This is a genomic window from Streptomyces sp. NPDC001220, from assembly GCF_053597895.1.
Window position 1 is genome coordinate 14,179 of record NZ_JBSFJE010000012.1, and the last position, 23,656, is coordinate 37,834.

A 23,656-nucleotide genomic window follows, 5' to 3' on the forward strand; every position below is an offset into this window, starting at 1 on the left:
GCCTCTCGCGTGTGGCCCCTCGCGTGTGACCTCTGGTGTGTGGCTCTACGCCGGGTAGGCGTGGGTCTGGGTCGCCTTCACCGTCGCCCACACCGGGGTGCCCGGGTGCAGGTCCAGTTCGGCCGCCGCGACGGTGGTGAGGTCGGCGGCGAGGGACAGTTCGCCGGTCAGGTCGGCGCGGATCCGGTCGCCGTGGATCTCCAGGCCGGCGACCTCGCAGCGCCACAGGTTGCGGGCGCTGGTGCCGGTGGGGCGGTCCCGGAAGAGGGTGACGGCGCTCGGCGGGAACGCGACGAACACGTCACCGGCGAGATCCTCCGTGGTGGCGACCGCGGTGCCGGTGTCCAGCCTGACCACGTGGCCCCCTGCCTCGGCCCGGCCGCGGTAGAGGTTGAGGCCGACCAGGTGGGCGATGTAGTCGGTGCGCGGGTGGCGGGCGATGTCGGCGGGAGTGCCCTGCTGGACGATCCTGCCGTGCTCGATGACGATCAGGCGGTCGGCCAGCACCATGGCGTCCAGCGGGTCGTGCGTGACCAGGACCGCCACGGCCTCGAACTCGGCCAGGTGGCGGCGGAGCTGGGAGCGCACGTCCAGGCGGGTGCGGGCGTCCAGGGCGGCGAGCGGCTCGTCGAGGAGGAGCAGGCGGGGGCGGGTGGCCAGGGCGCGGGCCAGCGCGACGCGCTGGGCCTGGCCGCCGGACAGGCGGCGGGGTTTGGCGCCGCCGTGGTCCGCGAGGCCCATGCGGTCCAGCCAGGCGGCCGCCTGGGCGCGGGCCTCCGCCTTCGTCGCGCCATGGCAGCGGGGGCCGAAGGCGACGTTGTCGAGGGCCGTGAGGTGGGGGAAGAGGAGGTAGTCCTGGAAGACGACGCCGACCGGGCGGGATTCGGGCGGCGTGCGGTCCAACTCCTGTCCGTCCAGGCGGAGATGACCGGCGGTCAGGGGAGTGAGGCCGGCCAGGGCGCGCAGCGCGGTGGTCTTGCCCGCGCCGTTGGGCCCGAGCAGGGCGACCACCTCGCCGGGGGCGGCGGTGAGGGTGATGTCGAGGTGGAAAGCGGGGCGGGTGACGACCAGACGGGCGTCGAGGCCGTCGGTGTTCCCCGGACGGGTGGGAGGAACCCGGCCTCCGGCCGGATCGTGTTTCCCACCCGCACCACCCGTGCGGGGCCCGGTGTCAGGGGCGGGTGGCCCCTGCGGGGGCGGTGCGCCGTCGGCGGCTGCGGCCGGGGTGTGGGGCGCGTCCGGGTGGTGGGTGTTGTCCGGGGTCGTCATGAGGCGGTCATCCAGCGGTCGCGGAGGCCTGCGAGGACCGCGATCGAGACGGCCAGCAGGACCAGGCTGAGGGCGATCGCCGCGTCGGGGTCGTTCTGGAGGGCCAGGTAGACCGCGAGCGGCATGGTCTGGGTGCGGCCCGGGAAGTTGCCGGCGAAAGTGATCGTCGCGCCGAACTCGCCGAGCGCGCGGGCCCAGGCCAGTACCGAGCCGGCCGCGATGCCCGGGGCGATGAGGGGGAGCGTGACCCTGCGGAACGCCGTGAAACGGGAGGCGCCCAGGGTCGTCGCCGCCTCCTCGTAGCGCGGGTCGGCGGCGCGCAGCGTGCCCTCGACGCTGATCACCAGGAAGGGCATGGCCACGAAGGACTCGGCGATCACCACCGCGGTCGTCGTGAACGGGAGCGTGATCCCGAACCAGGAGTCCAGCCACTGCCCGACGACCCCGTTGCGGCCCAGGGCGAGGAGCAGGGCCACACCGCCGACCACCGGCGGGAGGACCAGGGGGAGTGTCACCAGCGCTCGTACCAAGCCCCGGCCGGGGAACTCCGTGCGGGCCAGCAGCCAGGCCAGCGGAACGCCGAGGACCAGGCTCACGGCCGTCGCCGCGGTCGCGCTGAGCAGCGAGAGCTGCAGGGCCTGCCACACCTCCGTGCTGGTCAGCAGCGACGGGAGGCTGCCCCAGGGGGCGCGCAGGAGGAGCGCGAGCAGGGGCAGGAGGAGGAAGGCCAGGGCTACCGCTCCGGGGAGGAGGAGCGGTAGCGGCACAGCCGACCGGACGCGCCGGCGCCGTGGACCGCCCGTGACGGCGGCGGCCCCGGCGTCCGGCTCGTCGACCTTCGTCACGGCTTGAGGAATCCGGCCTGGTTCAGGACCTGCTGGCCCTCGGCGGACCGCACCAGCGCGATGAACGCCTTGGCCAGCGTCGGGTTCGGGGCGTTCTTCAGCAGGGCGATCGGGTAGTCGTTGATGGCGTCGGCGGACTCGGGGAACTCCACGCCCTCCACCTTGTCACCCGCGGCCTTCACATCGGTCTTGTAGACGACCGCGGCGTCGGCCTCCTTGAGCACCACCTTGTTGAGGGCGGACTTCACGTCCTCCTCGTAGGAGACCGGGGTCAGCTTGAGCTTGCCGGCGTCCAGGGCCTTCTGCGCTGCGGCGCCGCACGGCACCGTCTTGTCGCAGAGGACCACCTTCAGCGAGGACTTGGTGAGGTCCTTGAGCGAGGCGACCTTGTCGGGGTTGCCCGGCAGGGTGGCGATCTCCAGCTGGTTGCGGACGAAGGTGGCCGGCGTGGTGGCCGTGTCCTTCTTGTCCGTCACGATCGCCATCGTCTTGGGGCTGGCGGCGGCGAAGACGTCGGCGGGGGCCCCGCTGGTGATCTGCGCGGCGAGGGTGTCACTGCCACCGAAGCTGAAGTTGACCTTCGTCCCCGGGTGGGCCTTCTCGAAGTCCGCCTTCAGCGTCGTGAAGCTCTCCTTGAGGGAGGCCGCCGCGAACACGGTGATCGAGCCCGACAGCTTGGGCGACGCCGAGGAAGAGGTGTCCGACTTCGTCGTCGCGGACGAGTTGTCGTCCGAGGAGGAGCAGGCGCTCAGGGCCAGCAGGGCCGCGACCGCGGTACCGGCCACCTGAAGCGTCCGCCGGGTCCGGCGCGCGGAACGGGTCATCACGAGTGAACTCCTCTTGATCCAGATGAAAAAGCTGTCGCGCCCTGTCGCGACCTGTCTATCGGCCGCCACGCGATGATACTGCCGCACTTGCCAGGCGTAAGTCTTCTGTCACATCGCATGAGCTGCACACTTATGACCTGAGCCTGGCATGTGCGTTTGTACGGAGGTGTGCCGCGGGTACCGTCATCCGGGAGGAGGCCGCACATGACGCTCGCCGAACTCGACCTCACCGGGGACCTGGCACGGCCGGCCCGGCTCACCGTGTCCGACCTCCTGCGCTGGCCCCAGCACCGGGTGCGGGTCAGCTTCGACTGCGCCACCAGCGGCGTGCAGCGCCACGGCTTCAGCGGACCCCTGCTGTACGACGTCCTGAGCGACGCGGGCCCGGGTTTCGACCCCGCCCGACGCAAGGACCGCCTGCGGTTCCTCATCGCGGTCAGCGGCGCCGACGGGCACCACGCGCTGCTCTCCTGGGCGGAGATCGACCCGGATTTCGCGCACGCCCCGGTGCTGCTCGCCGTCGGTATCGACGACACCTCACTGGCCCTGGCGGGCCCGCAACTGGTGCTGCCTCAGGACCGCTGCGGGGCCCGGCACATCAGCGGCATCACGGCGATCCGGGTGGACGGGGCGTACGGCGGCTGGCGTCCAGCGCCCGCCACACCCGGTCACGCGTCAGCGGCAACTCCGTGAACCGCACACCGGTCGCGTCCCGCAGCGCGTTGGCCAGCGCCGGGGCGACCGGGTTGAACGGGCTCTCGCTCATCGACTTGGCACCCAGCGGGCCGATGGCGTCGGCGGTCTCCATGAAGTGCACCTCGGTCCGTGGGATGTCCGCGTACTGCGGGAGCCGGTAGCGGCGGAAGGCCGCCGTCTCGACCGCGCCGCGCGCGTCCAGCCGTACGTTCTCGAAGAGCGTGGCGCCGAGCGCCTGTGCCACCCCGCCCTCCACCTGGCCCCTGCACTGCATCGGGTTCATCACCTTGCCGGCGTCGGCCGCGTGCACGCTGCGCAGGATGCGGATCTCGCCCGTGCCGGGGTCGACGGCCACCCGGAACCACTGCGCGTTGAAGGCGACCGAGCGCGGGGTGCCGCCGAAGTGGCCGTCGGCGGTGAGGTCGACGCCGACCCCGCGGGCGGCGGCGTACAGCTCCTTGAGCGGGAGCCGCCCGCCCGGGTGCTGGACGGCCTCCTGGGCGAGCCGGCAGGCGGCGCGGGGGACGCGCAACTGGGCCGCGGCGAAGTCCAGGAGCAGGTCGGCCAGGGCACGGGCGGCCCGCAGGGTGGCCTTGCCCGCGACCACGGTGCCGGTGGAGGCGAACGCGCCCGTGTCGTGCCGTACGACATCCGTGTCGGACTGGCGGATCGTGATCCGGTCGACGGTGGTGGCGAGTTCACCGGCCGCGATCTGTCTGTGCACGGTCGTGGTGCCGTTGCCGAACTCGGCCGTGCCGACGGCCAGATCGAAGCTGCCGTCGGGGAGTACGGCGGCCTTGGCGTCGGCGATGTGGCCGCCCGGCGGGCCCGTCGCGATCATCGCAAGCGCCGTGCCCTCGCCGACCAGCCAGCCGTCCGGGACCTCTTCCGGGACGGGCTCCGCCTTCGCCCGGCGGACGATGGACACGCACTTGTCGAGCCCGTAGCTCGCGATGTGCAGGTCCTCCTCGTGGCCGCCGGGGGTGAGCATCGCATCGCCCGGGCCGATGATGTTGCGCGCCTTGAAGTCGACGGGGTCCAGGCCGAGTCGGCGGGCCAGCTCGTCGAGGGCGGACTCCACGGCGAACAGGACCTGGCCCAGGCCGTAGCCGCGGAAGGCGCCCGCCGGGACGGTGTGGGTGTAGACGGAGTAGGCGTCTACCTTCTTGTGCGGGGCCCGGTACATCGCCGTGGACTCTCCGACGCTGTGGAACATCACCGCCGGGCCGTGGTTGCCGTACGCGCCGGTGTTGGAGACCACTCGCAGCTGAAGTGCGGTCAGCAGGCCGTCGCGGCCGGCGCCCGCCTTCACGTGGACGGTGAAGGGGTGCCGGGTGGTCGCGCCGTAGAACTGCTCGGCCCGGGTGTACTCCAGCTTCACCGGGCGGCGCAGCCGCAGGACGGCCAGCGCCACGATGTCCTCGACGAGCATCTCCTGCTTGCCGCCGAAGCCGCCGCCGACCCGGCCCGCGACCACCCGGACCTGGTCCAGGGGCAGGTCGTAGAGGGCGCACAGGGCGCGGCGGGTGAGGAACGGGGTCTGCGAGCTGGTGCGGACGGTGAGCCGGCCGTCCTCGTCGATCCAGGCGACCGCGCCGTGCGTCTCCAGGCTGGCGTGCTGGACCCGCTGGGTGCGGAAGGTGTCCTCGTGGACCACGTCGGCCGCGGCGAACCCGGCCTCGACGTCCCCGATCTCGCCGTGCGCCTCGCCGACGACGTTCGCCCGCGGACGGGAGATACGGGCGGCGGACGGGTCCTTGTCGTGGACGACGGGGGCGCCGGGGCGCATCGCCTCCTCCGGGTCCAGGACGGCGGGCAGGACGTCGTAGGTGACCTCGACCCGGCGGCAGCCCTCCTCCGCGGCCGCCTCGCTGTCGGCGACGACCGCCGCCACCCGCTGGCCGATGTAGCGGACCGTGTCGTCGAGGAGGCGGGTGTCGTCCGGGTCCTCCTCGGGGTGCTCGTGGCGGGCGGTGGAGTAGTGCCGCTCCGGGGCGTCGTGGTGGGTGAGGACCGCGTGGACGCCCGGTACGCGCAGCGCGGCCGAGGTGTCGATCGCCGTGATCCGGGCGTGGGCGTGCGGGGAGCGCAGCAGCTTCATGTGGAGCAGGCCCGGCACCTCGATGTCGAAGGTGTAGCGGGCGGTGCCGGTGACGACCTGCGGTCCGGCCGGGGCGGGCAGATTGCGTCCGACGGACTCGCCTGGGGACGGCTCCTCGACGTGCCTGACCCCGCGTACCGCGTCCTCGATGGCCCGGTATCCGGTGCAGCGGCACAGGTTGCCCTTGAACGCCCGCGGGAGGTCGGTGAGTTGGTCCTCGGACAGGGCGGCGGTCGTCATCAGGAAGCCCGCCGTGCAGAAGCCGCACTGGAAGCCCTGGGCGTCCAGGAACTTCTGCTGTACGGGGTGGAGTTCGCCCTCGGGGGAGGCCAGGCCCTCGACGGTGGTGACCGTGCGGCCGTCCGCCCGGAAGGCCGGGTAGAGGCAGCTGTGCACCGGCTCGCCGTCGACGTGGACGGTACAGGCGCCGCAGTCGCCGGCGTCGCAGCCCTTCTTCACCCCGAACCAGCCGCGATCGCGCAGATAGGTGCGCAGACACTGCCCGGAGCGCGGCTCCACGTCGTGGGACCGGCCGTTGACCTCGATCCTCATCGCTCCTCCAGTTCACGGCGGAGCTCCTCCGCCAGCCGGAACGTCATGTGCCGCCGCCACTCGGGCAGGCCGTGGATGTCGTCGAACCACTCGTCGTCGGCGACGGCGGACCCGATCGCCGCCCGCAGGGCCCCGGCCGTCGGCGGGAGCGGGAACCACAGCCGCACCGGGCGCACGGTCGACGCGGTGACCGTGAGGGCGAAGGAGCCGTCGGCGGGGTCGACGGCGCCGATCACCAGGACGCCGGAGCGGCCCAGGCCGTAGAGGGAGGCCTGCCGGAACGCCGTACGGCAGGCCAGGGTCCGGGCCGGCAGTGTGACCGAGCGCAGCAGTTCGCCCTCGGCCAGGTCCCTGCGGCCCGCGCCGGTCACGAAGGCGGTGACGGGGACCTGCCGTCGCCCGCCGTCCTGGGCGATCAGCAGGCACTGTCCGTCGAGGGCGGCCGTGAGCGAGATCATCGGGCCGGCCGGGAGGGCGTTGCAGAGGTTGCCGCCGACCGTGGCCATGTTCCAGATCTTGAAGGAGGCCAGGAAGGCCCGGCAGCACTGCTCGAACAGGGGGGCGGCCCCCGTCGTCGCTGTGGCCGCCCATCGCGACAGCTGGGCGATGGTGCAGGTGGCGGCGATCTCCAGGGCGCCGTCCGGGGTGACGGCGACGGGCTGCCAGCCGGTACGGCTCAGGTCGACCAGGCGGCGCAGGTGCGGCTGGGGTTCGGAGAAGAGATACGTCCCGCCGCCCAGCCAGGCGTCGCCGGGCCGCCAGGGGGCCGGGTCCCGGGCGTCGCGGATCGCCACCACCGTGTTCAGGTCCATGCCGGCCAGTGAAGCAATGTGCCGAGGCCCCGCACGACTGGTGCGGGGCACGGAAAAAACGAGCCGGGCGGGGCCGGTCCTGGATGATCCACCAAGAGGCGTTCCGTACGGAGAGACTTGCATTTACGATGCCGTAACTCGCACTCACCTGGTGAATGCGAGTTTGGCACGAGGAGTCTGAGCACATGCACGTCGAACACCTCCTGAAGGACGTCTCCCTCGGGCTGCGCCCGTTGTGGGCGCAGGACGCGCTGCTGGCGCGCGAGATCAGCGGGGTCACCGTGACGGATCTGGAGGACCCGGCGCGCTTCGTGCGCCCCGGCGAGGTGGTGCTCAGCGGGCTGGTGTGGTGGGCGCCGGGCAGGTCGGAGCGCTTCGTGTCGGGCCTCAGGGAGGCCGGGGCCGCCGCGCTGTTCGCGGGCGAGGAGACCCACGGAGGCGTGCCCGAGGAACTGGTGGAGGCGTGCGTACGGCACCGCGTCCCGGTCGCGGGGGTGCCGGCGCACATCATGTTCCGGGCGATCACGGACACCGTGTACCTGCGGCAGTGGGGCGAGCTGAGCCGTCGGCAGGCGCTGCCGGAGAACGCGCGGGTGCGGCTGAGCCGGCTGCTCGCGCAGGAGGCCGGGCCCGGGGACGTCCTCGCGGCCGCCTTCGCGCATCTGGACGGGATCGCCGCCTACGTGTTCACGCCGTCCGGGCGGACCGTCACGGCCACCGCGGGTGCGGTGGCCGTCCCGGCGCGGGAGGCGGCGGCGCTGGTCGCGGACGGGCGTGGGGTGACCGTCTCCGTGGCCGCCGACAGCGTCACGCCGTACGAGCGCTGGCTGCTGTATCTGCCGGACCCGGACGGCGCGCCGGCCGGGATGCTGCACGAGGTGGCCGGCGCGCTGGGACGTTGCCAGGAGGCCGGGGTCCGGCGTCGGGCCGCCGAGCACCAGGCCGCCGACGAGCTGGGCGCGCTGCTCACCGCGCCGGGAGCGACCGAGGGGGCTCTGTCGGCCGCCGTACGGGAGTGCGGGCTGCCCGCCGACGGGCCCTACCGGGTGTTCGTCGCCGACACCGGGGCGCGCCGGCCCGGGCTCGCCGAAGGGGCGCTGGCGGAGATCGCCGGGCAGGTGGCGCCCCGGGCGGCGGTGGGGCGGCTGCCGGAGGGGCTCGCCTTCGCGGTGCTGCCCACCGCGGCGGACGTACCGGGCGACGTCTGGGCCTCGGTCGCCGGCTGCGAGCCCGGCGTCCCGCTGCACGGCGGGACCGGGTCGGCGGCCCCCGGGCCCGGCGCCCTCGCCGGGGCGCTGGCACAGGCACGGTACGCGTTCACCTCGGCCCGCGGCACCGCCCCGGACACCTCGGCCCTCATCGACGCCACCGCGCTCACCAGCCTCGCCGCGCTGCTCACCGGCGTGCCGGCCGAGGTCCGCGCGGCCTACAGCCGGACCGTGCTCGGCCCCCTGCACACGGGCGAACGCACCGCCTCCGCCGTGCTGTTGAGCACCCTGGAGACCTTCCTGGCCTGCGACGGCTCCTGGGCGCGGACCGCCGAGGCGCTCCATCTGCACGTCAACACCGTGCACTACCGGATGCAGCGGGTGGAGCACTTCACGGGGCGCGACCTGTCCCGGCTGAGCGACCGGCTGGACCTGTGGGCGGCACTGATGTGCCGGTGACCGCGTCGGCCCGGTGGCCGGTACGGGCGTCGGCCGGGGGGTGCCGGGAACGGCGTTGGCCGGTCGCCGGGAACGGCGTTGGCCGGGTCGCCGGGAACCGCGCCTGCCGGGGACGCCGGTGCGGATCTCGGGTGGGGGCGCCGGTGACGGGGTCAGACGCGGTCGATGTGCACGTTCGTCGACTTCACCCGGGCGGTGGCCTCCATGCCCACCTCCAGGCCCAGTTCCTCGACGGCCTCGCGGGTCAGCAGGGAGACCAGACGGTGCGGTCCGGCCTGGATCTCGACCTGGGCGGCGACGTCACCCAGCTTGATCGCGGTGACGATGCCGGGGAAGGCGTTGCGGACCGAGGTGTAGGAGGCGTCCTCCTCGACGCTGCCGGCCCTGGCCAGTTCGACGGAGAAGGCGGCGAGGTCCTTGCCGTCGATGAGCCGCCGGCCGCCCTCGTCGCGATGGGTGGTCACCCGGCCGGCGTCGGCCCAGCGGCGGGCGGTGTCCGGGCTGACGCCGAGCAGCCGCGCCGCCTGGCCGATCGTGTAGGACTGCATGGGGTCACGATAGGGCCGGTCGGCGGGGCCCGCGGACCCGGCATCCGGCGGTCGGGGATGCCGGTCGGATGTGGCAGCATCCGGCGCATGACGACCACAGGAGCAAGCCGGGGCCTGGACCTGTTCCGGTACCAGGACATCCCGATCTACACGCTCACCTTTGTGCGGGACGTGGCCCCCGAGGAACTGCTGACCCGGATGGGAGCCGACCCCGGGACTCTCGCGCTGCGCGGTGCCGCCGTCGATCTCTCGGACGACCTCGGTGACGATCTCTACGACGGGGACGAACCGGTCGTCATGACCGGTGTCGACGGCCCCTGGACGTGGGCCTGGGAGCTGGGCGGCCTGCACGGGCTCGACGAGGGGATCCTCGGTGCCGTCTCGGCGGGGACCGAGGCCGTCGTGGTCCACTACAACGAGAAGCCGATGCACTGGTTCAAGTACGCGGTCGGCGGCGACGTCCTCGTGGACTTCCACACCCTCCACGCGATCGACCCGATCGGGTACGACCCGGCACGGCTCGACGACACCATGCGGCCGCTGGGGCTGGTCCGGGGCGAGATGGCGCCGCCGCACAGTGTCCTGGCGCTCCTGGAGAACGCCTTCGGCATCGGCCTGACCGACCCCGCCACCGCCGGCGGCGAGCGCTGGAGCGGCAGGCTGCGCGCCCTGCCCATGGAGTGAACGGCGCGGCGCTCAGGTCAGGCCCGATGCCCTGAGGACCGCGAGCGCGTTGGTGTCGTCGATCTGGTGGCCGAGCTGGGTGAGCACCTCGGCGCCCCGGCGCAGGGTGCCGCGGGCCAGGGAGCGGCGGACGCCGGTGTCGAGTTCGTGCCAGAGCAGCGGATTCGCGTGCAGGACGTTCGGGTCGAGTTCCAGGCGGTTGCCGGCGGTGTCACGGAGCACCAGATGGGCGGAGACGTCGCCGTACCGGCCGACGTAGACGAGGGAGTCGGTACGGACGGTACGCCGGCGCAGGGGCCCGCGGACGGCCAGCCAGCCGGGGCCCGCCGTGACCCGGGCCGGCAGCAGAATGACGAGGATGGCCGCCGACAGGGAGACCCAGAGCAGGGCGCGGCCCGGGGTGAGGGTGCCGGCGTCCCAGTCGACCACGAGCGTCAGGCCACCGAAGCCGAGGGCGCAGCCGACGGCCAGCCGTGCGCTGCCGCGCCAGGTGCGGTCGCCGGCTGCCCGGCCCCTGAGTGCTCTGTCCTCCATGAGGCCGACGGTAGGGGCCGGTGGGCGGCCGGGGACGGCGGCTGACGGGGTTCTAATGCGGACCGAGCGGTTATTGACGGGATTCTTACGATCGGGTCGTCTCCGGTGGGCGGTCAGCCCGTGTGGACGCGCGGTCGGCGGGAGCGGTCCGGCTCCGCCTCACGCAGTACCTCCCGGGTGACCGGGGCGACCTCGCCCTGGCCGAAGAGGAAGAACCGCAGGAAGTTGGCGAACGGGTTGCCCTCGGTCCACTCGAAGTAGATGTGCGGGATGCAGCCGGTGTCGTCACGGACGTGCAGCAGCAGCGCGGCCAGCGCGTTGGGGATGGAGGCCGACTCCAGGGTCAGGACGCGGTAGCGGTTGTGCAGCACCTCGCCGCGCACGGTCAGGCCCGCCTCGAACTCGGAGGGGTCGGTGACCGTGACCTCGACGAAGACGAAGTCCTCCTGCTCGGGCATGTCGTTGTCGGCCCGGATCTGCTCGATCTTGTCGCGGTACTCGGCCTTGTCGCGCCGGTCCGGCTCATTGGCGATGAACCGCATCCTGCGGCTCGCCATGTCCCGGATGAACCGTTCCGCCATCGGGTCCAGGCTCACGCTCGTCACGCGCAGTTCGAAGGCACGGGCGAGGCGGGAGAGCAGCGATACGAGGATGATGCCGACGATGAAGCAGGCACCGATCTTCACACCGTCGGGCCGCTCGATGACGTTCACGACGGTCGTGTAGAGGAACACCGCCGAGATGACCCCGAACCCGATCGTCCACTTGCGCTGCCCGGCCTTGTGGGCGGCGATGGTCACCGCGACGGCGGCGGAGCTGATCAGCACCAGCACACCGGTGGCGTAGGCGCCGCCCTGCGCGTCGACGTCGGCGTCGAAGATCCAGGTGACCAGGAAGGCGACCAGGGTGAAGACGATGACCATCGGGCGCACCGCGCGGGCCCAGTGCGGGGCCATGCCGTAGCGGGGCAGGTAGCGCGGCATCAGGTTGAGCAGGCCGGCCATCGCGGAGGCGCCGGCGAACCACAGGATGCAGATGGTCGAGACGTCGTACACGGTGCCGAAGGCGTTGCCGAGGTACTCGTGTGCCAGATAGGCCAGCGCACGGCCGTTGGCGTCGCCGCCGGACTTGAACTCCTGCTCCGGGATCAGCAGCGTGGTGATGAAGCTGGTCGCGATCAGGAAGCAGCTCATGATCAGGGCGGCCGTGGTGAGCAGCTTCCTGGTGTCCCGGATCCGGCCGGTGGGCCGCTCCTCGGTGTCGCCCGGGTCGCCCTGGACGTGCGGCATGACGGCGACGCCGGTCTCGAAGCCGGAGAGGCCCAGCGCCAGCTTGGGGAAGACGATCAGGGCCACGCCGATCATGACGAAGACGTTGCCGTGTTCCGTGGTGAGGGCGCTGGTCCAGTCGGTGATGACGTGCTCGGCGGTGATGACGTGGTAGATGCCGACGATCACGACGACGACGTTCAGCGCGAGGTAGATGCCGACGAGGGCGACCGCGACGCCGATGGCCTCCAGGAAGCCCTTGAGGAAGACCGCGCCCAGCAGGGCCACCAGGATCAGCGTGATGATCATCTGCTTGCCCTGCAGGGCGGCGGTCAGATGCGGGTTCTCGACCAGGTGGGTGGAGGCGTCGGCGGCCGACAGGGTGATGGTGATGAGGAAGTCGGTGGCGGCGAAGCCCAGCAGGGTGAGCACGAAGAGCTTGCCCTGCCAGAAGGAGAGCAGCCGCTCCAGCATGGCGATGGAGCCCTCGCCGTGCGGGCTCTCCGCGGCGACGCGCCGGTAGACCGGCAGGGCGCCGGCCAGGGTCACGATGACCAGCACGATGGTCGCGATCGGCGACAGCAGGCCGGCCGCGAGGGCCGCGATGCCGGGCTGGTAACCGAGGGTCGAGAAGTAGTCCACGCCGGTCAGGCACATCACCCGCCACCAGCGCTGGCCCTTGTGCGCGGCCTCGGGCTGCGCGTGGGGCCCGGTGTGGCCGCCGCTCTTGCCCATGTCGGACAGCCCCTCCAGCATCCAGGCGCGCAGGCGACCGGGAGGGGGGTGTTCGGTCGTGGCCATCGGTCGGGCTCCTGGTGTCCGGCGCGCTGAATGCGGGGCAGTTCGATTCCGGCCATCACGCGGACGGCGGCACCAGCGTAAGCAGAGAGTGACGCGTGGGCCCACGGATCAGTGGGTGCCGGGCGTCAAGCTTGCGTTAAGAATCCCCTGGCAGGCGCCGGTGCAGCATCAAGAAGCGGGGGCCGGCAGTCAGGGACCGGGCATTCGGCTGTACGGGGGACGACGAACGGGTGCGCGGGGCCGGACACCGAGCGTTATCCCGCTGGAGTGCGCCGCGGCCCCCGCCGGCGGACTCTCGGTGACGGGACGTCACACGTCCGTCAGTCGCGCCTCCTCCAGGTCCAGGGACCGTTGGAGGCGCCTTCGGGTCGTGTCGCTGATCGTGTGTTCGTCGTACAGCCGCCGGAGCTCCGCCGCCTCCACCGCTATCAGGTCGCGGCGCAGCTGCCGGTAGACCAGGTCGGCCGACTCGACCGTGCTGTCGGTCAGCCGGTCGCGGGCGTCGTCGAGGCGGGCGTGGAGGCCGCGCCGGAGCCGGTCGAGGACCACGTCCGGCACGGCCTCCAGCTCGGACAGCTCCGCCAGGCGCCGGATGCCCGCGTCGGCCAGCCGGCAGCGGGCGGCGGCCTCCTCGCGCTCGGTGTGGTCGGGCTCCAGGGCTATGCCGGAGCGGCGCACGACGGAGGCCAGGGAGAAGCCCTGCACGACGAGGGTGACCACGACGACCGAGGTGGTCAGGACCAGGACCAGCGGGCGCTCGGTCAGCGCCGAGCCGTCCTCGGCCGCCACCGGGATCGACAGCGCGGCCGCCAGCGGCACCACACCCCGGGTGCCGGCCCAGGTCAGCACCACCGGCACCCGCCAGTTCGGCCGCTGGATGCCGCCCTTGCGCTGCACCACCGCCGACAGCGGCGCCACCCACAGCAGGCGTACCGCGATCAGCGTGCCGGCCACCGCCAGCGCGTACAACGGCCACGCCCTGTCACCGTCGGACAGTGCCCGCACCTGGCCGGGCAGTGCGAGCCCTATCAGGCTGAAGACCACGCTCTCCAGCAGGAAGACCACCGTGCCGTAGACGGCGTGCAGCTGCAGCCTTATGCGGGCGTTGGTGAGCCGGTCGCCGCGGCCGCCCAGGACGACCCCCGCGACCACCACGGAGGTGACACCGGAGGTGTGGGCCGCCTCCGCGAGGACGTACGCGGTGTACGGCGTGACCAGCGATATCACCGTCTCCAGGACCGGATCCTCGGTGCGCCGCCTGATCACCGCCACGACACCGGCGACGACGGCTCCGATCAGGGTGCCGCCGCCCGCGAGCAGCAGGAACTCGCCTCCCGCGGCCCCCCAGTTCGCCGCCGCCGAGGCCACCGCGACGCTCACCGCGACCCGGTAGAGAACCAGGGACGTCGCGTCGTTGAAGAGGCTCTCGGCCTGGACCAGCATCTGCACCTTCGGCGGCAGGGCGAGCCGGCGGCCGAGCGCGGTCACCGCGACCGGGTCGGTGCTGGCCAGGATCGCGCCCAGCACCAGCGCCATCCGCCAGGACAGCGGGGTGACCAGCGAGGCGACCGCACCGACGGCCGCCGCCGAGGCCAGCACCAGGCCGACCGCGAGTACTCCGACCGGCTTCCAGACCGCGCGCAGCTCGCGCCAGGAGAGTTCCTCGGCGCTGGCGTAGAGCAGCGGCGGGAGGACGACGAGACCGATGACCTGCGGGCTGATCCGGATCTCCGGGGTGCCCGGCAGCAGGGCCACGGCGAGGCCCGCGACGACGAGGAGGGAAGGAGCGGGAATCCGCCACCGGCGGGCGAAGGTCGCCACCACCGTGGCCAGGACCACAAGTGCGAGAACCGTACCCACGCCGCGCATGCCGTCCCCCTGGGGCCTCAGGGCCTGGCTGTCGGATCCCGCCGCAGACGCGGAGCCGACGGGTCACCGCCGATCTCCTGCGACCTGGTCCGAGAGACAGGCCCGACAGGAGCCACTGTGACTCCCGGCCGACCAGACTTCCCGGCACACCGCCTTCACCCTATCGGGCCAAGGTCCGTCAAGACAGTGTCAACGTCCTCGTCAGTGGCGCCAGAGACGCGTCAAGACGCCGCTCCCGGGGCCATGCGGCGCGCTTGTCTTTGAGGTGATGAACGACGTACCGCGCGGACGACTGAAGGTCTACCTCGGTGCCGCCCCAGGGGTGGGCAAGACCTACCGCATGCTCGACGAGGCGCAGCGCCGCGCGTCCCGGGGTGCGGACGTGGCGGTGGGGTTCGTGGAGTTCCACGGGCGCCCCCGGACCGAGGCCATGATCGACGGCCTGGAGGTGGTGGCGCGGCTGCGCTGCGACTACCGGGGCGGCGAGTTCGAGGAGATGGACGTCGCGGCCGTGCTGGCGCGCCGCCCGAAGGTGGCGATCGTCGACGAGTTCGCCCACACCAACATCCCGGGCGGCGGCCGGCACCCGAAACGCTGGCAGGACGTCGAGGACCTGCTCGCGGCCGGCATGGACGTGATCACCGCGGTCAACATCCAGCACCTGGAATCACTCAAGGACGTCGTCGAGAAGATCACCGGGGTGCCGCAGCACGAGACGGTGCCCGACGAGGTCGTCCGGCGGGCCGAGCAGATCGAGTTCGTGGACATCCCGCCGGAGGGACTGCGCCGTCGCATGGCGCACGGCAACATCTACGCCCCCGAGAAGGTCGACGCGGCCCTCGCCAACTACTTCCGCCCCGGCAACCTCACCGCCCTGCGCCAGCTGGCCCTCCTCTGGGTCGCCGACCGTGTCGACGAGGCACTCCAGTCCTACCGCGCCGAGCACGCCATCGGCGGGGTGTGGGAGACCCGGGAGCGGGTCGTGGTCGCGCTGACCGGCGGTCCGGAGGGCGACACGCTGGTACGACGGGCCGCCCGCATCGCCGACCGGTCCGCGGGCGGCGACCTGCTCGCCGTGCACGTGGCCCGCAGTGACGGACTGGCCGCCGGTGTCTCGCACGCCTCGCTGGCCCGGCAGCGCAGGCTGGTCGAGGACCTCGGCGGCAGTTACCACTCGGTGGTCGGCGACGACGTGGCCGCCGCCCTGGTCGAGTTCGCCCGCGCCGAGAACGCCACCCAGCTCGTCCTCGGCACCAGCCGCCGGGGCCGCCTCGAACGCTTCCTCACCGGACCGGGCACGGGGGAGACCGTCACGGCGCTCTCCGGTGACATCGACGTCCACCGGGTCACCCATGAGCGCGCCGGCCGCGGCACGCTGCTGCCCTCCCGGCGCCGTACCCTCTCCCCCCGCCGTCTGATCGCGGGACCGGTGGCGGGGCTGGTGCTCCCGGTGCTGCTGACCGTCGCCCTCGCCCAGGTCCGCGGCACCGTCAACCTGACCAGCGAGGCCCTGCTCTTCCTGCTCGCGGTGGTCGGCGTGGCCTGCATAGGCGGGGTCACCTCCGCCGTGATCGCCTCCGTCACCGCGTCCCTGCTGCTCAACTACTGGTTCATACCGCCTGTCGGCCAGTTCACCCTCGACGATCCCAACGCCCTGCTGGCGCTCGGGGTGTTCGCGGTGGTGGCCGCCACCGTCGCGGGGGTCGTGGACCGCTCGCTGCGGCTGTCGCGGCGCGCGGCCCGGGCCGCCGCGGAGGCGGAGACCATGTCGTCGCTGGCCGGGAGCATCGTGCGCGGCGGCCAGACCATCCCGGCCCTGCTGGAACGCACCCGCGAGACCTTCGGCATGGATTCCGCCGTGCTCGTCGACGAGCCGCCCGACGGCGCCGACGCCACCACCGTGCCGGCCGGCCCAGGCAACTACCTGGTTCTGCGCGGTCGTACCCCCTCCGCCTCCGAGCGACGGGTGCTCGGCGCCTTCGCCGCGCACGTCGGCTCGGCGGTGGAGAGGGCCCGGCTCGCGCAGGCCGCGGCCGAGGTCGAACCGGTACGCGCCGCCGACCGGATGCGCACCGCGCTGCTGCGGGCCGTCGGCCACGACCTGCGCACCCCGCTGGCGGCGGGCTGGGCGGCGGTCACCTCGCTGCGCAGCCGCGAGGTGGATTTCTCCCCGGAGGACCGGGACGAACTCCTCGCCACCGCCGAGGAGTCCATGGCCCGGCTGAGCCGGCTGATCGACAACCTCCTCGACCTCAGCCGCCTGGAGGCCGGCGTCCTCACCCTCAACCTCCGGGCCACCGCGCTGGAGGAGGTGCTCCCGGCGGCCCTCGCGGACACGCCGACGGCCGACGTGCACGGCGAGCCGGAGAACATGCCCCCGCTGCTGGCCGACCCGCCGCTGCTGGAGCGCGTGATCGCCAACCTGGTCGGGAACGCGGCCCGTTACAGCCCGCCCGGCAAGCGGGTGCTGGTGACGGCGAGCGCGCTGGCCGGGCGCGCCGAACTCCGGATCATCGACCGGGGTCCGGGCCTGCCCGCGGGCGGCCGCGACCGCCTCTTCGAGCCCTTCCAGCGGCTCGGCGACACCGACAACACCACCGGCCTCGGCCTCGGACTCGCCCTCGCCCGCGGGCTCACCGAGGCGATGGACGGCACCCTGACCCCCGAGGACACCCCGGGCGGCGGACTGACCATGGTCGTCTCGCTGCCCCTGGCCGATCGCACCCGTCCCTCCCGGACGCCGCAGAGCGTAGGAGGCGGCTCATGAGCAGCACACCCGCCGGTGCGGGACGGAGGAGTCGCACCTCAAGACCCCGGGACGAGGTCTAGCCGTACATCGATGCGGCCCCGCGCCCCTTTGGGGCGCCCTGCGGTCGGCGTTGTCAAGAAGGCGTCAAAGTCGGTCTGTTCGGCGCGAAGAAAACGCAAGGGATTGGCGGACCCGGCCGGGACGGGACAGAACCTGGTCGCATCGCGCGCGGTACCACCGCGCGCGAAGGCATATCCCGTTCGTGAAGGAGCACCCTCCCATGTCCGTACTGACCGCCGAACCGGGCGCCGTGCCCGCCGGTGAGGAGCCGCCCGATACCGACGAGCGGCACCGGCTCACCGCCGTCACCGGCCTCGCCGCGCTGTCGCTGGACGCCATGGCGTCGGTGGCGTACGGACCGGAGGCCATCGTGCTCGTGCTGGCCGCCGCCGGTGCGCACGGGCTCGGCTTCACGCTGCCGGTCACCCTCGCCATCGCGGCTCTGCTGGCGGTGCTCGTCGCCTCGTACCGGCAGGTCATCGCGGCCTTCCCGGACGGGGGAGGGTCGTACGCCGTGGCCCGGCGGCATCTCGGTGCCCGCACCGCTCTGGTGGCCGCCGCGTCCCTGGTGCTCGACTACGTCCTCAACGTCGCCGTCGCCGTGACCGCCGGTGTCGCCGCCCTCACCTCCGCCTTCCCGTCGCTCTACCCGGACCGGCTGTGGATCTGTCTGGCCGTGCTGGTGCTGATCACCGGTGTGAACCTGCGGGGCATCGTGGAGTCGGCCAAGGCGTTCATCGTGCCGACCGCGGTGTTCGTGGGATCCATCTTCGTGCTGATCGTCGTGGGGCTCTTCCGGTCCGCACCGGCCAGCACCGCCACCGCCGCCGGGCATGCCTCGGTGCTCGCCGACAACGCCTCCGGCGTCGGCGCCCTGCTCCTGCTGAAAGCCTTCGCCTCCGGTTGTGCCGCGCTCACCGGTGTCGAGGCCATCGCCAACGCCGTGCCCTCCTTCCGGGCGCCGCGCGTCCGGCGGGCCCAGCGCGCGGAGATCGCCCTCGGCGCCGTGCTCGGCGTGATGCTGATCGGGCTGTCGGTGCTGATCTCCCGCTTCCACCTCCAGCCGGTCGCGGGCGTGACCGTCCTCGCGCAGCTCGCCGACGCCTCACTCGGCCACAACTGGGGTTTCTACGTCATCCAGTTCGCCACGATGATCCTGCTGGCGTTGTCCGCCAACACGTCGTTCGGCGGCCTTCCGGTGCTGCTCAAGCTGCTCGCCCGGGACAACTACCTGCCGCATGTCTTCGCGCTCAAGGCCGACCGGCAGGTGCACCGGCACGGGGTGCTCGCCCTGGCCCTGGTCTCGGCGGCGCTGCTGGTGTTCTCCGGTGGCGACACCAACACGCTGGTGCCGCTGTTCGCCATCGGTGTCTTCGTCGGCTTCACGATCGCCCAGGTGGGCATGGTGAAGCACTGGAGACTGGAGCGCGGGCCCGGCTGGCGGGGGAAGGCGCTGCTCAACGGCTTCGGGGCGGTCCTGACCGGTGTCGCGTCCGTCGTCGTCACCGCCGGCAAGTTCACCGCGGGCGCCTGGCTCGTCGTCGTGATGCTGCCGCTGCTCGTCGCCGCCTTCGGGGCCGTGCATCGCGCCTACGGGCGGATCGGGGAGCGGCTCGGGCTCGGGCGGATCCCGCGGGCACCGTACCGCGAGCGCTCGGTCGTGATCGTGCCGGTGTCGACCCTGTCCCGGCTCACCTCCCAGGCGCTGTCCGCGGCCGCCTCCCTCGGCGACGAGGTCCGGGCCGTGACCGTCTGCCATCCCGACCCCGAGGACCGGGCCCAGCTGCACGCCCTGGAGCGCGCCTGGGCCGAGTGGGACCCCGGCGTGGAGCTCGTCCGGCTGAACTGCGACCGGCGCACGCTGGGCCGTCCCATCGCCGCCTACGTCCGTGAGGTGACCGCGGCCGAGCCGGCCACCCAGGTGACCGTGCTGATCCCGGAGACCGAGCCCGAGCGGCTGTGGCAGCGACTGCTGCAGAACCAGCGGGGCGCCGTCGTCGCGCACGCCGTGCGCCGGGAGACCGACGCGGTGATCTGCCGGCTGCGGTTCCGGCTCTCCTGACGCCTGCCCGGCCATCCGTCCCGGCGTCTGTCCTGACGCCTGCCCCGGCGTCCGTTCTGGCGCCGTTCTGCCGTGTCCGCCGCGCGCTGCCCGTGCTGTGTGTGTGGCGCAAGAGGCCCGCGTTCCCCCTGTTCAGGGGGTTTCTGAGGCTGAACGGCGGCTTCCGGTCGCGGGTCGGTCGAGCGGGCGTAAGAGTCCCGTCAAAGGCGTGAACACCGCCGTATGGGACCCGTCAACGGCGGCTGAATCCGGCCAGAAAGACGCTTTCCTCTAACAGTCCGAGTCCGTTCCGAACCTCATCCAGGAGTTCACGATGGCCGATCTGGCCTTCGTCGTCACCGTACTCGCGGGTTTCGCGCTGGTGGCCCTCGTCGCCAAGGGGGTGACCAAGCTGTGACCGCCGAGAACATCGTCGGCCTCGTCGTGGCCGTCGCCCTGCTGGGCTATCTCGTCCTCGCCCTGATCTTCCCGGAGAGGTTCTGAGACAGTCATGGGTCCCGTAACCGCCGCCGTGCTCCAGCTCGCCGCCCTCATAGGCGCGCTGGCGCTCTGCTACATCCCCTTCGGCAACTACATGGCCAAGGTCTACTCCTCCGACAAGCACTGGCGCGTCGAGAAGTGGATCTACAAGGGCATCGGCGCCAACCCCGACACCGAGATGCGCTGGCCCGCCTATCTGCGCGGAGTTCTCGCCTTCTCCTTGGTCGGCGTCATCTTCCTCTACCTGCTGCAGCGGCTCCAGGGCATCCTGCCCGGCTCGCTCGGCTTCTCCTCGGTCAACCCGGCGCAGTCGTTCAACACGGCCGTCTCCTTCGTGACCAACACGAACTGGCAGTCGTACTACGGCGAGCAGACCATGGGTCACGTGGTGCAGACCGCCGGTCTGGCCGTGCAGAACTTCGTCTCCGCGGCCGTCGGCATCGCCGTCGCCGTGGCGCTGGTGCGCGGCTTCGCGCGCTCGCGTACCGGTGAGATCGGCAACTTCTGGTCCGACCTGGTGCGCGGCACCGTCCGCATCCTGGTGCCGGTCGCCGCGGTCGCCGCGGTGATCCTGGTCGCCTGCGGTGCCATCCAGAACTTCTCCGGCATCCACGCGGTCGGTCAATTCTTCAATGGGCACAGCATGGGCGGCTCGCAGCAGTGGAACGGCGGCGCGGTCGCCTCCCAGGAGGCCATCAAGGAGCTGGGCACCAACGGCGGCGGTTACTTCAACGCCAACTCCGCCCACCCCTTCGAGAACCCGACGCCCTTCACCAACCTGTTCGAGATCTTCCTCATCCTGCTGATCCCGTTCGCGCTGACCCGCACCTTCGGTGTGATGGTCGGCTCGGTCAAGCAGGGTTACGCGATCCTCGCCACCATGGGCACCATCTGGCTCGGCTTCACGGCGCTGATGATGTGGACCGAGTTCGCCCACCACGGTCCCGCGCTGCAGATCGCGGGCGGTGCCTACGAGGGCAAGGAGGTCCGCTTCGGCGTCGGCGGCTCGTCGATCTTCGCCGTGGCGACCACGCTCACCTCGACGGGCGCGGTGGACTCCTTCCACTCCTCGTTCACCGGCCTGGGCGGCGGTATCACCCTGCTCAGCATGATGCTGGGCGAGATCGCCCCCGGTGGTACCGGCTCCGGCCTCTACGGCATCCTGATCATGGCGATCATCGCGGTGTTCATCGCCGGTCTGATGGTCGGCCGCACACCCGAGTACCTGGGCAAGAAGATCGGCGCCCGCGAGATCAAGCTGTCGGCGATCTACATCCTGATCACTCCGGCGCTGGCGCTCGTGTTCGCCGCGGTCTCCATGGCCCTGCCGACTCCGCCGCACTCCATGCTGAACCCGGGAGCGCACGGCTTCTCCGAGGTGCTGTACGCCTTCACCTCGGCGGCCAACAACAACGGCTCGGCCTTCGCCGGCCTGAACGCGAACACCGACTGGTACAACACCATGACCGGACTCGCGATGCTGTTCGGCCGCTTCCTGCCGATGGTGTTCGTGCTGGCGCTGGCCGGCTCGCTCGCCGAGCAGCGGCCCGTCCCGGCCACGGCCGGCACCCTGCGCACCGAGAAGCCGCTCTTCACCGGCCTGCTCGTCGGCGCGATCCTGATCATCACCGGTCTGACCTACTTCCCGGCCCTGGCGCTGGGCCCGCTGGCCGAGGGGCTGGCGTCGTGACCACCCGAACGGAAGCCCACGAGGACACCATGTCCACACCCACCCTTGCGCCCCACCAGGACGCGCCGACCGGGCACAAGCCCGCCGAAGGCCGCGTCGGCGCGGGCCTGTTCGACCCCAAGCAGCTGATCAGGTCCCTTCCCGAGGCCTGCCGCAAGCTCGACCCGCGGGTCATGATCAAGTCGCCCGTGATGTTCGTGGTGTGGGTCGGCTCGATCCTGACCACGGTCTTCTCCTTCAAGGACCCGGGCGACTGGTTCGGCTGGACCATCAGCGCCTGGCTGTGGCTGACCGTCATCTTCGCCAACCTCGCGGAGGCGGTCGCCGAGGGCCGCGGCAAGGCCCAGGCCGACACCCTGCGCAAGGCCAAGACCGACACCGTCGCCCGGCGACTGGTCGGCGACACCGAGGAGCAGGTGCCCGGCACCGAGCTGAAGATCGGTGACCTGGTGGTCTGCGAGGCCGGCGACATCATCCCGGGTGACGGAGACGTCATCGAGGGTGTCGCCTCGGTCGACGAGTCGGCGATCACCGGTGAGTCGGCTCCGGTCATCCGCGAGTCCGGCGGTGACCGGTCCGCGGTCACGGGCGGTACCAAGGTGCTGTCCGACCGGATCGTCATCAAGATCACGACGAAGCCGGGCGAGACCTTCATCGACCGGATGATCGCCCTGGTCGAGGGCGCGGCCCGGCAGAAGACGCCGAACGAGATCGCGCTGAACATCCTGCTCGCCTCGCTGACGATCGTCTTCCTGCTGGCCGTCGCCACCCTCCCGCCCTTCGCGGACTACGCGGGCACCCACCTGACGATGGTCGTGCTGGTCGCCCTGCTGGTCTGCCTCATCCCGACCACCATCGGCGCGCTGCTCTCCGCGATCGGCATCGCCGGCATGGACCGGCTGGTGCAGCGCAACGTGCTCGCCATGTCGGGCCGTGCGGTCGAGGCCGCCGGTGACGTCTCCACCCTGCTGCTGGACAAGACCGGCACCATCACCCTCGGCAACCGCCAGGCCTCCGAGTTCCTGCCGGTGCGCGGGGCCACCGAGGCCGAGGTGGCCGACGCGGCCCAGCTGTCGTCGCTGGCCGACGAGACCCCCGAGGGCCGCTCCATCGTCGTCCTGGCGAAGGAGAAGTACGGGCTGCGCGAGCGGCACCAGGGCGAGCTGGCGCACGCCGAGTGGATCGCCTTCACCGCCCAGACCCGGATGTCGGGTGTGGACGTCGACGGCAGGAAGATCCGCAAGGGCGCGGCCGGTTCGGTCATCGCCTGGGTCCGCGAGCAGGGCGGCACCGTCGCCGAGGACGCCGACACCCTCGCCGACCGCATCTCCGAGTCCGGCGGCACCCCGCTCCTGGTCGCGGTCGAGGACGCCGAGGGCGCCCGGATCCTGGGCGTCATCCACCTCAAGGACGTCGTCAAGGACGGCATGCGCGAGCGGTTCGAGGAACTGCGCCGCATGGGCATCAAGACCGTCATGATCACGGGTGACAACCCGCTGACCGCCAAGGCGATCGCCGACGAGGCGGGCGTGGACGACTTCCTCGCCGAGGCCACCCCCGAGGACAAGATGGCCCTCATCAAGCGGGAGCAGGCGGGCGGCAAGCTGGTCGCGATGACCGGCGACGGCACCAACGACGCGCCGGCCCTCGCGCAGGCGGACGTCGGCGTGGCGATGAACACGGGTACGTCGGCCGCGAAGGAGGCCGGCAACATGGTCGACCTCGACTCCAACCCGACCAAGCTCATCGAGATCGTCGAGATCGGCAAGCAGTTGCTGATCACGCGCGGTGCGCTGACCACGTTCTCCATCGCCAACGACGTCGCGAAGTACTTCGCGATCATCCCGGCCATGTTCGCCGTGGTCTACCCGGGCCTGGACAAGCTCAACATCATGCACCTGTCCTCGCCCAGCTCCGCGATCCTGTCCGCGGTCATCTTCAACGCGCTGATCATCATCGCGCTGGTGCCGCTCTCGCTGCGGGGCGTCCAGTACAAGCCGGTCAGCGCCGACAAGATGCTCCGCCGCAACCTCGGGATCTACGGCCTCGGCGGTCTGGTCGCGCCCTTCATCGGCATCAAGATCATCGACCTGATCATCTCCCTCATCCCCGGGCTGTAATTTCTTGAAAGCGTGCTGAACG

Annotated in this window: 17 protein-coding genes; 8 read left to right on the forward strand and 9 right to left on the reverse strand. The window is 71.9% G+C overall.

Going from position 1 to position 23,656, the window contains the following annotated elements; genetic code table 11:
• Window positions 1–45: 45 nt before the first annotated feature.
• From ACWDGI_RS27155 to modA, 3 genes are read right to left on the reverse strand one after another with little or no spacing between them, the layout of a single operon-like run.
• On the reverse strand, window positions 46–1,269 hold the full coding sequence (locus ACWDGI_RS27155; protein WP_450763234.1) for an ABC transporter ATP-binding protein: 1,224 nt from the start codon (window positions 1,267–1,269) through the stop codon (window positions 46–48).
• A complete protein-coding gene (modB, locus tag ACWDGI_RS27160; RefSeq protein ID WP_450763236.1) occupies window positions 1,266–2,114 on the reverse strand; it encodes a molybdate ABC transporter permease subunit in 849 nt (282 codons plus the stop codon). Before modB ends, ACWDGI_RS27155 begins: the two co-directional genes overlap by 4 nt.
• Complete coding sequence (modA, locus tag ACWDGI_RS27165; protein WP_450763238.1) at window positions 2,111–2,938, reverse strand: molybdate ABC transporter substrate-binding protein; 828 nt, start codon at window positions 2,936–2,938, stop codon at window positions 2,111–2,113. Before modA ends, modB begins: the two co-directional genes overlap by 4 nt.
• A 207-nt stretch (window positions 2,939–3,145) precedes the next feature.
• Here modA and ACWDGI_RS27170 point away from each other — a divergent pair, with 207 nt between their 5' ends.
• Window positions 3,146–3,634, forward strand: coding sequence for a molybdopterin-dependent oxidoreductase (locus ACWDGI_RS27170; RefSeq protein WP_450763240.1), 489 nt, complete (start codon window positions 3,146–3,148; stop codon window positions 3,632–3,634).
• Here the strand turns inward: ACWDGI_RS27170 and ACWDGI_RS27175 are convergent.
• Window positions 3,549–6,290: a molybdopterin-dependent oxidoreductase gene (locus tag ACWDGI_RS27175; protein ID WP_450763242.1), complete on the reverse strand. Its 2,742-nt coding sequence runs from the start codon at window positions 6,288–6,290 to the stop codon at window positions 3,549–3,551. The two genes, ACWDGI_RS27170 and ACWDGI_RS27175, sit on opposite strands and share 86 nt — an antisense overlap.
• Window positions 6,287–7,102: an FAD binding domain-containing protein gene (locus ACWDGI_RS27180; RefSeq protein WP_450763244.1), complete on the reverse strand. Its 816-nt coding sequence runs from the start codon at window positions 7,100–7,102 to the stop codon at window positions 6,287–6,289. The genes ACWDGI_RS27175 and ACWDGI_RS27180 overlap by 4 nt, the downstream gene beginning before the upstream one ends.
• Window positions 7,103–7,287: 185 nt before the next feature.
• On the opposite strand from ACWDGI_RS27180, the gene ACWDGI_RS27185 reads away from it, so the two are divergent.
• Window positions 7,288–8,769 carry a PucR family transcriptional regulator gene (locus ACWDGI_RS27185; RefSeq protein ID WP_450763246.1) on the forward strand — a complete coding sequence of 494 codons (1,482 nt, stop codon included), beginning with the start codon at window positions 7,288–7,290 and terminating at the stop codon, window positions 8,767–8,769.
• Between the two features lie 152 nt (window positions 8,770–8,921).
• On the opposite strand, the gene ACWDGI_RS27190 is transcribed toward ACWDGI_RS27185, so the two are convergent.
• Entirely contained in the window at window positions 8,922–9,317 is a 396-nt protein-coding gene (locus ACWDGI_RS27190; RefSeq protein WP_450763248.1) for a TOBE domain-containing protein, read from the reverse strand.
• Window positions 9,318–9,404: 87 nt separating this feature from the next.
• Between ACWDGI_RS27190 and ACWDGI_RS27195 the strand changes: the two genes are divergently transcribed.
• Window positions 9,405–10,001 (forward strand): DUF6461 domain-containing protein, encoded by a 597-nt coding sequence (locus tag ACWDGI_RS27195; RefSeq protein WP_450763250.1) that lies wholly within the window; start codon window positions 9,405–9,407, stop codon window positions 9,999–10,001.
• Window positions 10,002–10,013: 12 nt separating this feature from the next.
• Here ACWDGI_RS27195 and ACWDGI_RS27200 read toward each other — a convergent pair whose 3' ends face one another.
• From ACWDGI_RS27200 to ACWDGI_RS27210, 3 genes are all read right to left on the reverse strand, one after another.
• Window positions 10,014–10,535, reverse strand: a complete 522-nt coding sequence (locus ACWDGI_RS27200) for a hypothetical protein (RefSeq protein WP_450763252.1) — start codon at window positions 10,533–10,535, stop codon at window positions 10,014–10,016.
• 113 nt (window positions 10,536–10,648) lie between these two features.
• Window positions 10,649–12,604, reverse strand: a complete 1,956-nt coding sequence (locus ACWDGI_RS27205) for an APC family permease (protein ID WP_450763253.1) — start codon at window positions 12,602–12,604, stop codon at window positions 10,649–10,651.
• Between the two features lie 309 nt (window positions 12,605–12,913).
• Window positions 12,914–14,473, reverse strand: a complete 1,560-nt coding sequence (locus ACWDGI_RS27210) for a Na+/H+ antiporter (protein WP_450763255.1) — start codon at window positions 14,471–14,473, stop codon at window positions 12,914–12,916.
• A gap of 268 nt (window positions 14,474–14,741) precedes the next feature.
• Between ACWDGI_RS27210 and ACWDGI_RS27215 the strand changes: the two genes are divergently transcribed.
• The 5 genes from ACWDGI_RS27215 to kdpB all read left to right on the forward strand — a co-directional run bounded on the left by ACWDGI_RS27215 (window position 14,742) and on the right by kdpB (window position 23,634).
• Window positions 14,742–17,240 (forward strand): ATP-binding protein, encoded by a 2,499-nt coding sequence (locus tag ACWDGI_RS27215; protein WP_450763257.1) that lies wholly within the window; start codon window positions 14,742–14,744, stop codon window positions 17,238–17,240.
• Between the two features lie 262 nt (window positions 17,241–17,502).
• Entirely contained in the window at window positions 17,503–19,344 is a 1,842-nt protein-coding gene (locus tag ACWDGI_RS27220; RefSeq protein ID WP_450763259.1) for an APC family permease, read from the forward strand.
• Window positions 19,345–19,737: 393 nt separating this feature from the next.
• A complete protein-coding gene (gene kdpF / locus ACWDGI_RS27225) occupies window positions 19,738–19,827 on the forward strand; it encodes a K(+)-transporting ATPase subunit F (RefSeq protein ID WP_016434100.1) in 90 nt (29 codons plus the stop codon).
• 7 nt (window positions 19,828–19,834) lie between these two features.
• Entirely contained in the window at window positions 19,835–21,514 is a 1,680-nt protein-coding gene (gene kdpA / locus ACWDGI_RS27230) for a potassium-transporting ATPase subunit KdpA (protein WP_450763261.1), read from the forward strand.
• Window positions 21,515–21,543: 29 nt separating this feature from the next.
• Window positions 21,544–23,634: a potassium-transporting ATPase subunit KdpB gene (gene kdpB / locus ACWDGI_RS27235; protein ID WP_450763757.1), complete on the forward strand. Its 2,091-nt coding sequence runs from the start codon at window positions 21,544–21,546 to the stop codon at window positions 23,632–23,634.
• The last annotated feature ends 22 nt before the right edge of the window (window positions 23,635–23,656 follow it).

Coding starts and splice junctions, on each gene's coding strand:
- ACWDGI_RS27175 (WP_450763242.1), bottom strand. CDS start 6,290: ATGAGGATCGAGGTCAACGGCCGGTCCCACGACGTGGAGCCGCGCTCC.
- ACWDGI_RS27205 (WP_450763253.1), bottom strand. CDS start 12,604: ATGGCCACGACCGAACACCCCCCTCCCGGTCGCCTGCGCGCCTGGATG.
- ACWDGI_RS27195 (WP_450763250.1), top strand. CDS start 9,405: ATGACGACCACAGGAGCAAGCCGGGGCCTGGACCTGTTCCGGTACCAG.
- kdpB (WP_450763757.1), top strand. CDS start 21,544: ATGTCCACACCCACCCTTGCGCCCCACCAGGACGCGCCGACCGGGCAC.
- ACWDGI_RS27220 (WP_450763259.1), top strand. CDS start 17,503: ATGTCCGTACTGACCGCCGAACCGGGCGCCGTGCCCGCCGGTGAGGAG.
- kdpA (WP_450763261.1), top strand. CDS start 19,835: ATGGGTCCCGTAACCGCCGCCGTGCTCCAGCTCGCCGCCCTCATAGGC.
- ACWDGI_RS27215 (WP_450763257.1), top strand. CDS start 14,742: ATGAACGACGTACCGCGCGGACGACTGAAGGTCTACCTCGGTGCCGCC.
- ACWDGI_RS27155 (WP_450763234.1), bottom strand. CDS start 1,269: ATGACGACCCCGGACAACACCCACCACCCGGACGCGCCCCACACCCCG.
- ACWDGI_RS27210 (WP_450763255.1), bottom strand. CDS start 14,473: ATGCGCGGCGTGGGTACGGTTCTCGCACTTGTGGTCCTGGCCACGGTG.
- ACWDGI_RS27200 (WP_450763252.1), bottom strand. CDS start 10,535: ATGGAGGACAGAGCACTCAGGGGCCGGGCAGCCGGCGACCGCACCTGG.
- ACWDGI_RS27170 (WP_450763240.1), top strand. CDS start 3,146: ATGACGCTCGCCGAACTCGACCTCACCGGGGACCTGGCACGGCCGGCC.
- ACWDGI_RS27190 (WP_450763248.1), bottom strand. CDS start 9,317: ATGCAGTCCTACACGATCGGCCAGGCGGCGCGGCTGCTCGGCGTCAGC.
- modA (WP_450763238.1), bottom strand. CDS start 2,938: ATGACCCGTTCCGCGCGCCGGACCCGGCGGACGCTTCAGGTGGCCGGT.
- ACWDGI_RS27180 (WP_450763244.1), bottom strand. CDS start 7,102: ATGGACCTGAACACGGTGGTGGCGATCCGCGACGCCCGGGACCCGGCC.
- ACWDGI_RS27185 (WP_450763246.1), top strand. CDS start 7,288: ATGCACGTCGAACACCTCCTGAAGGACGTCTCCCTCGGGCTGCGCCCG.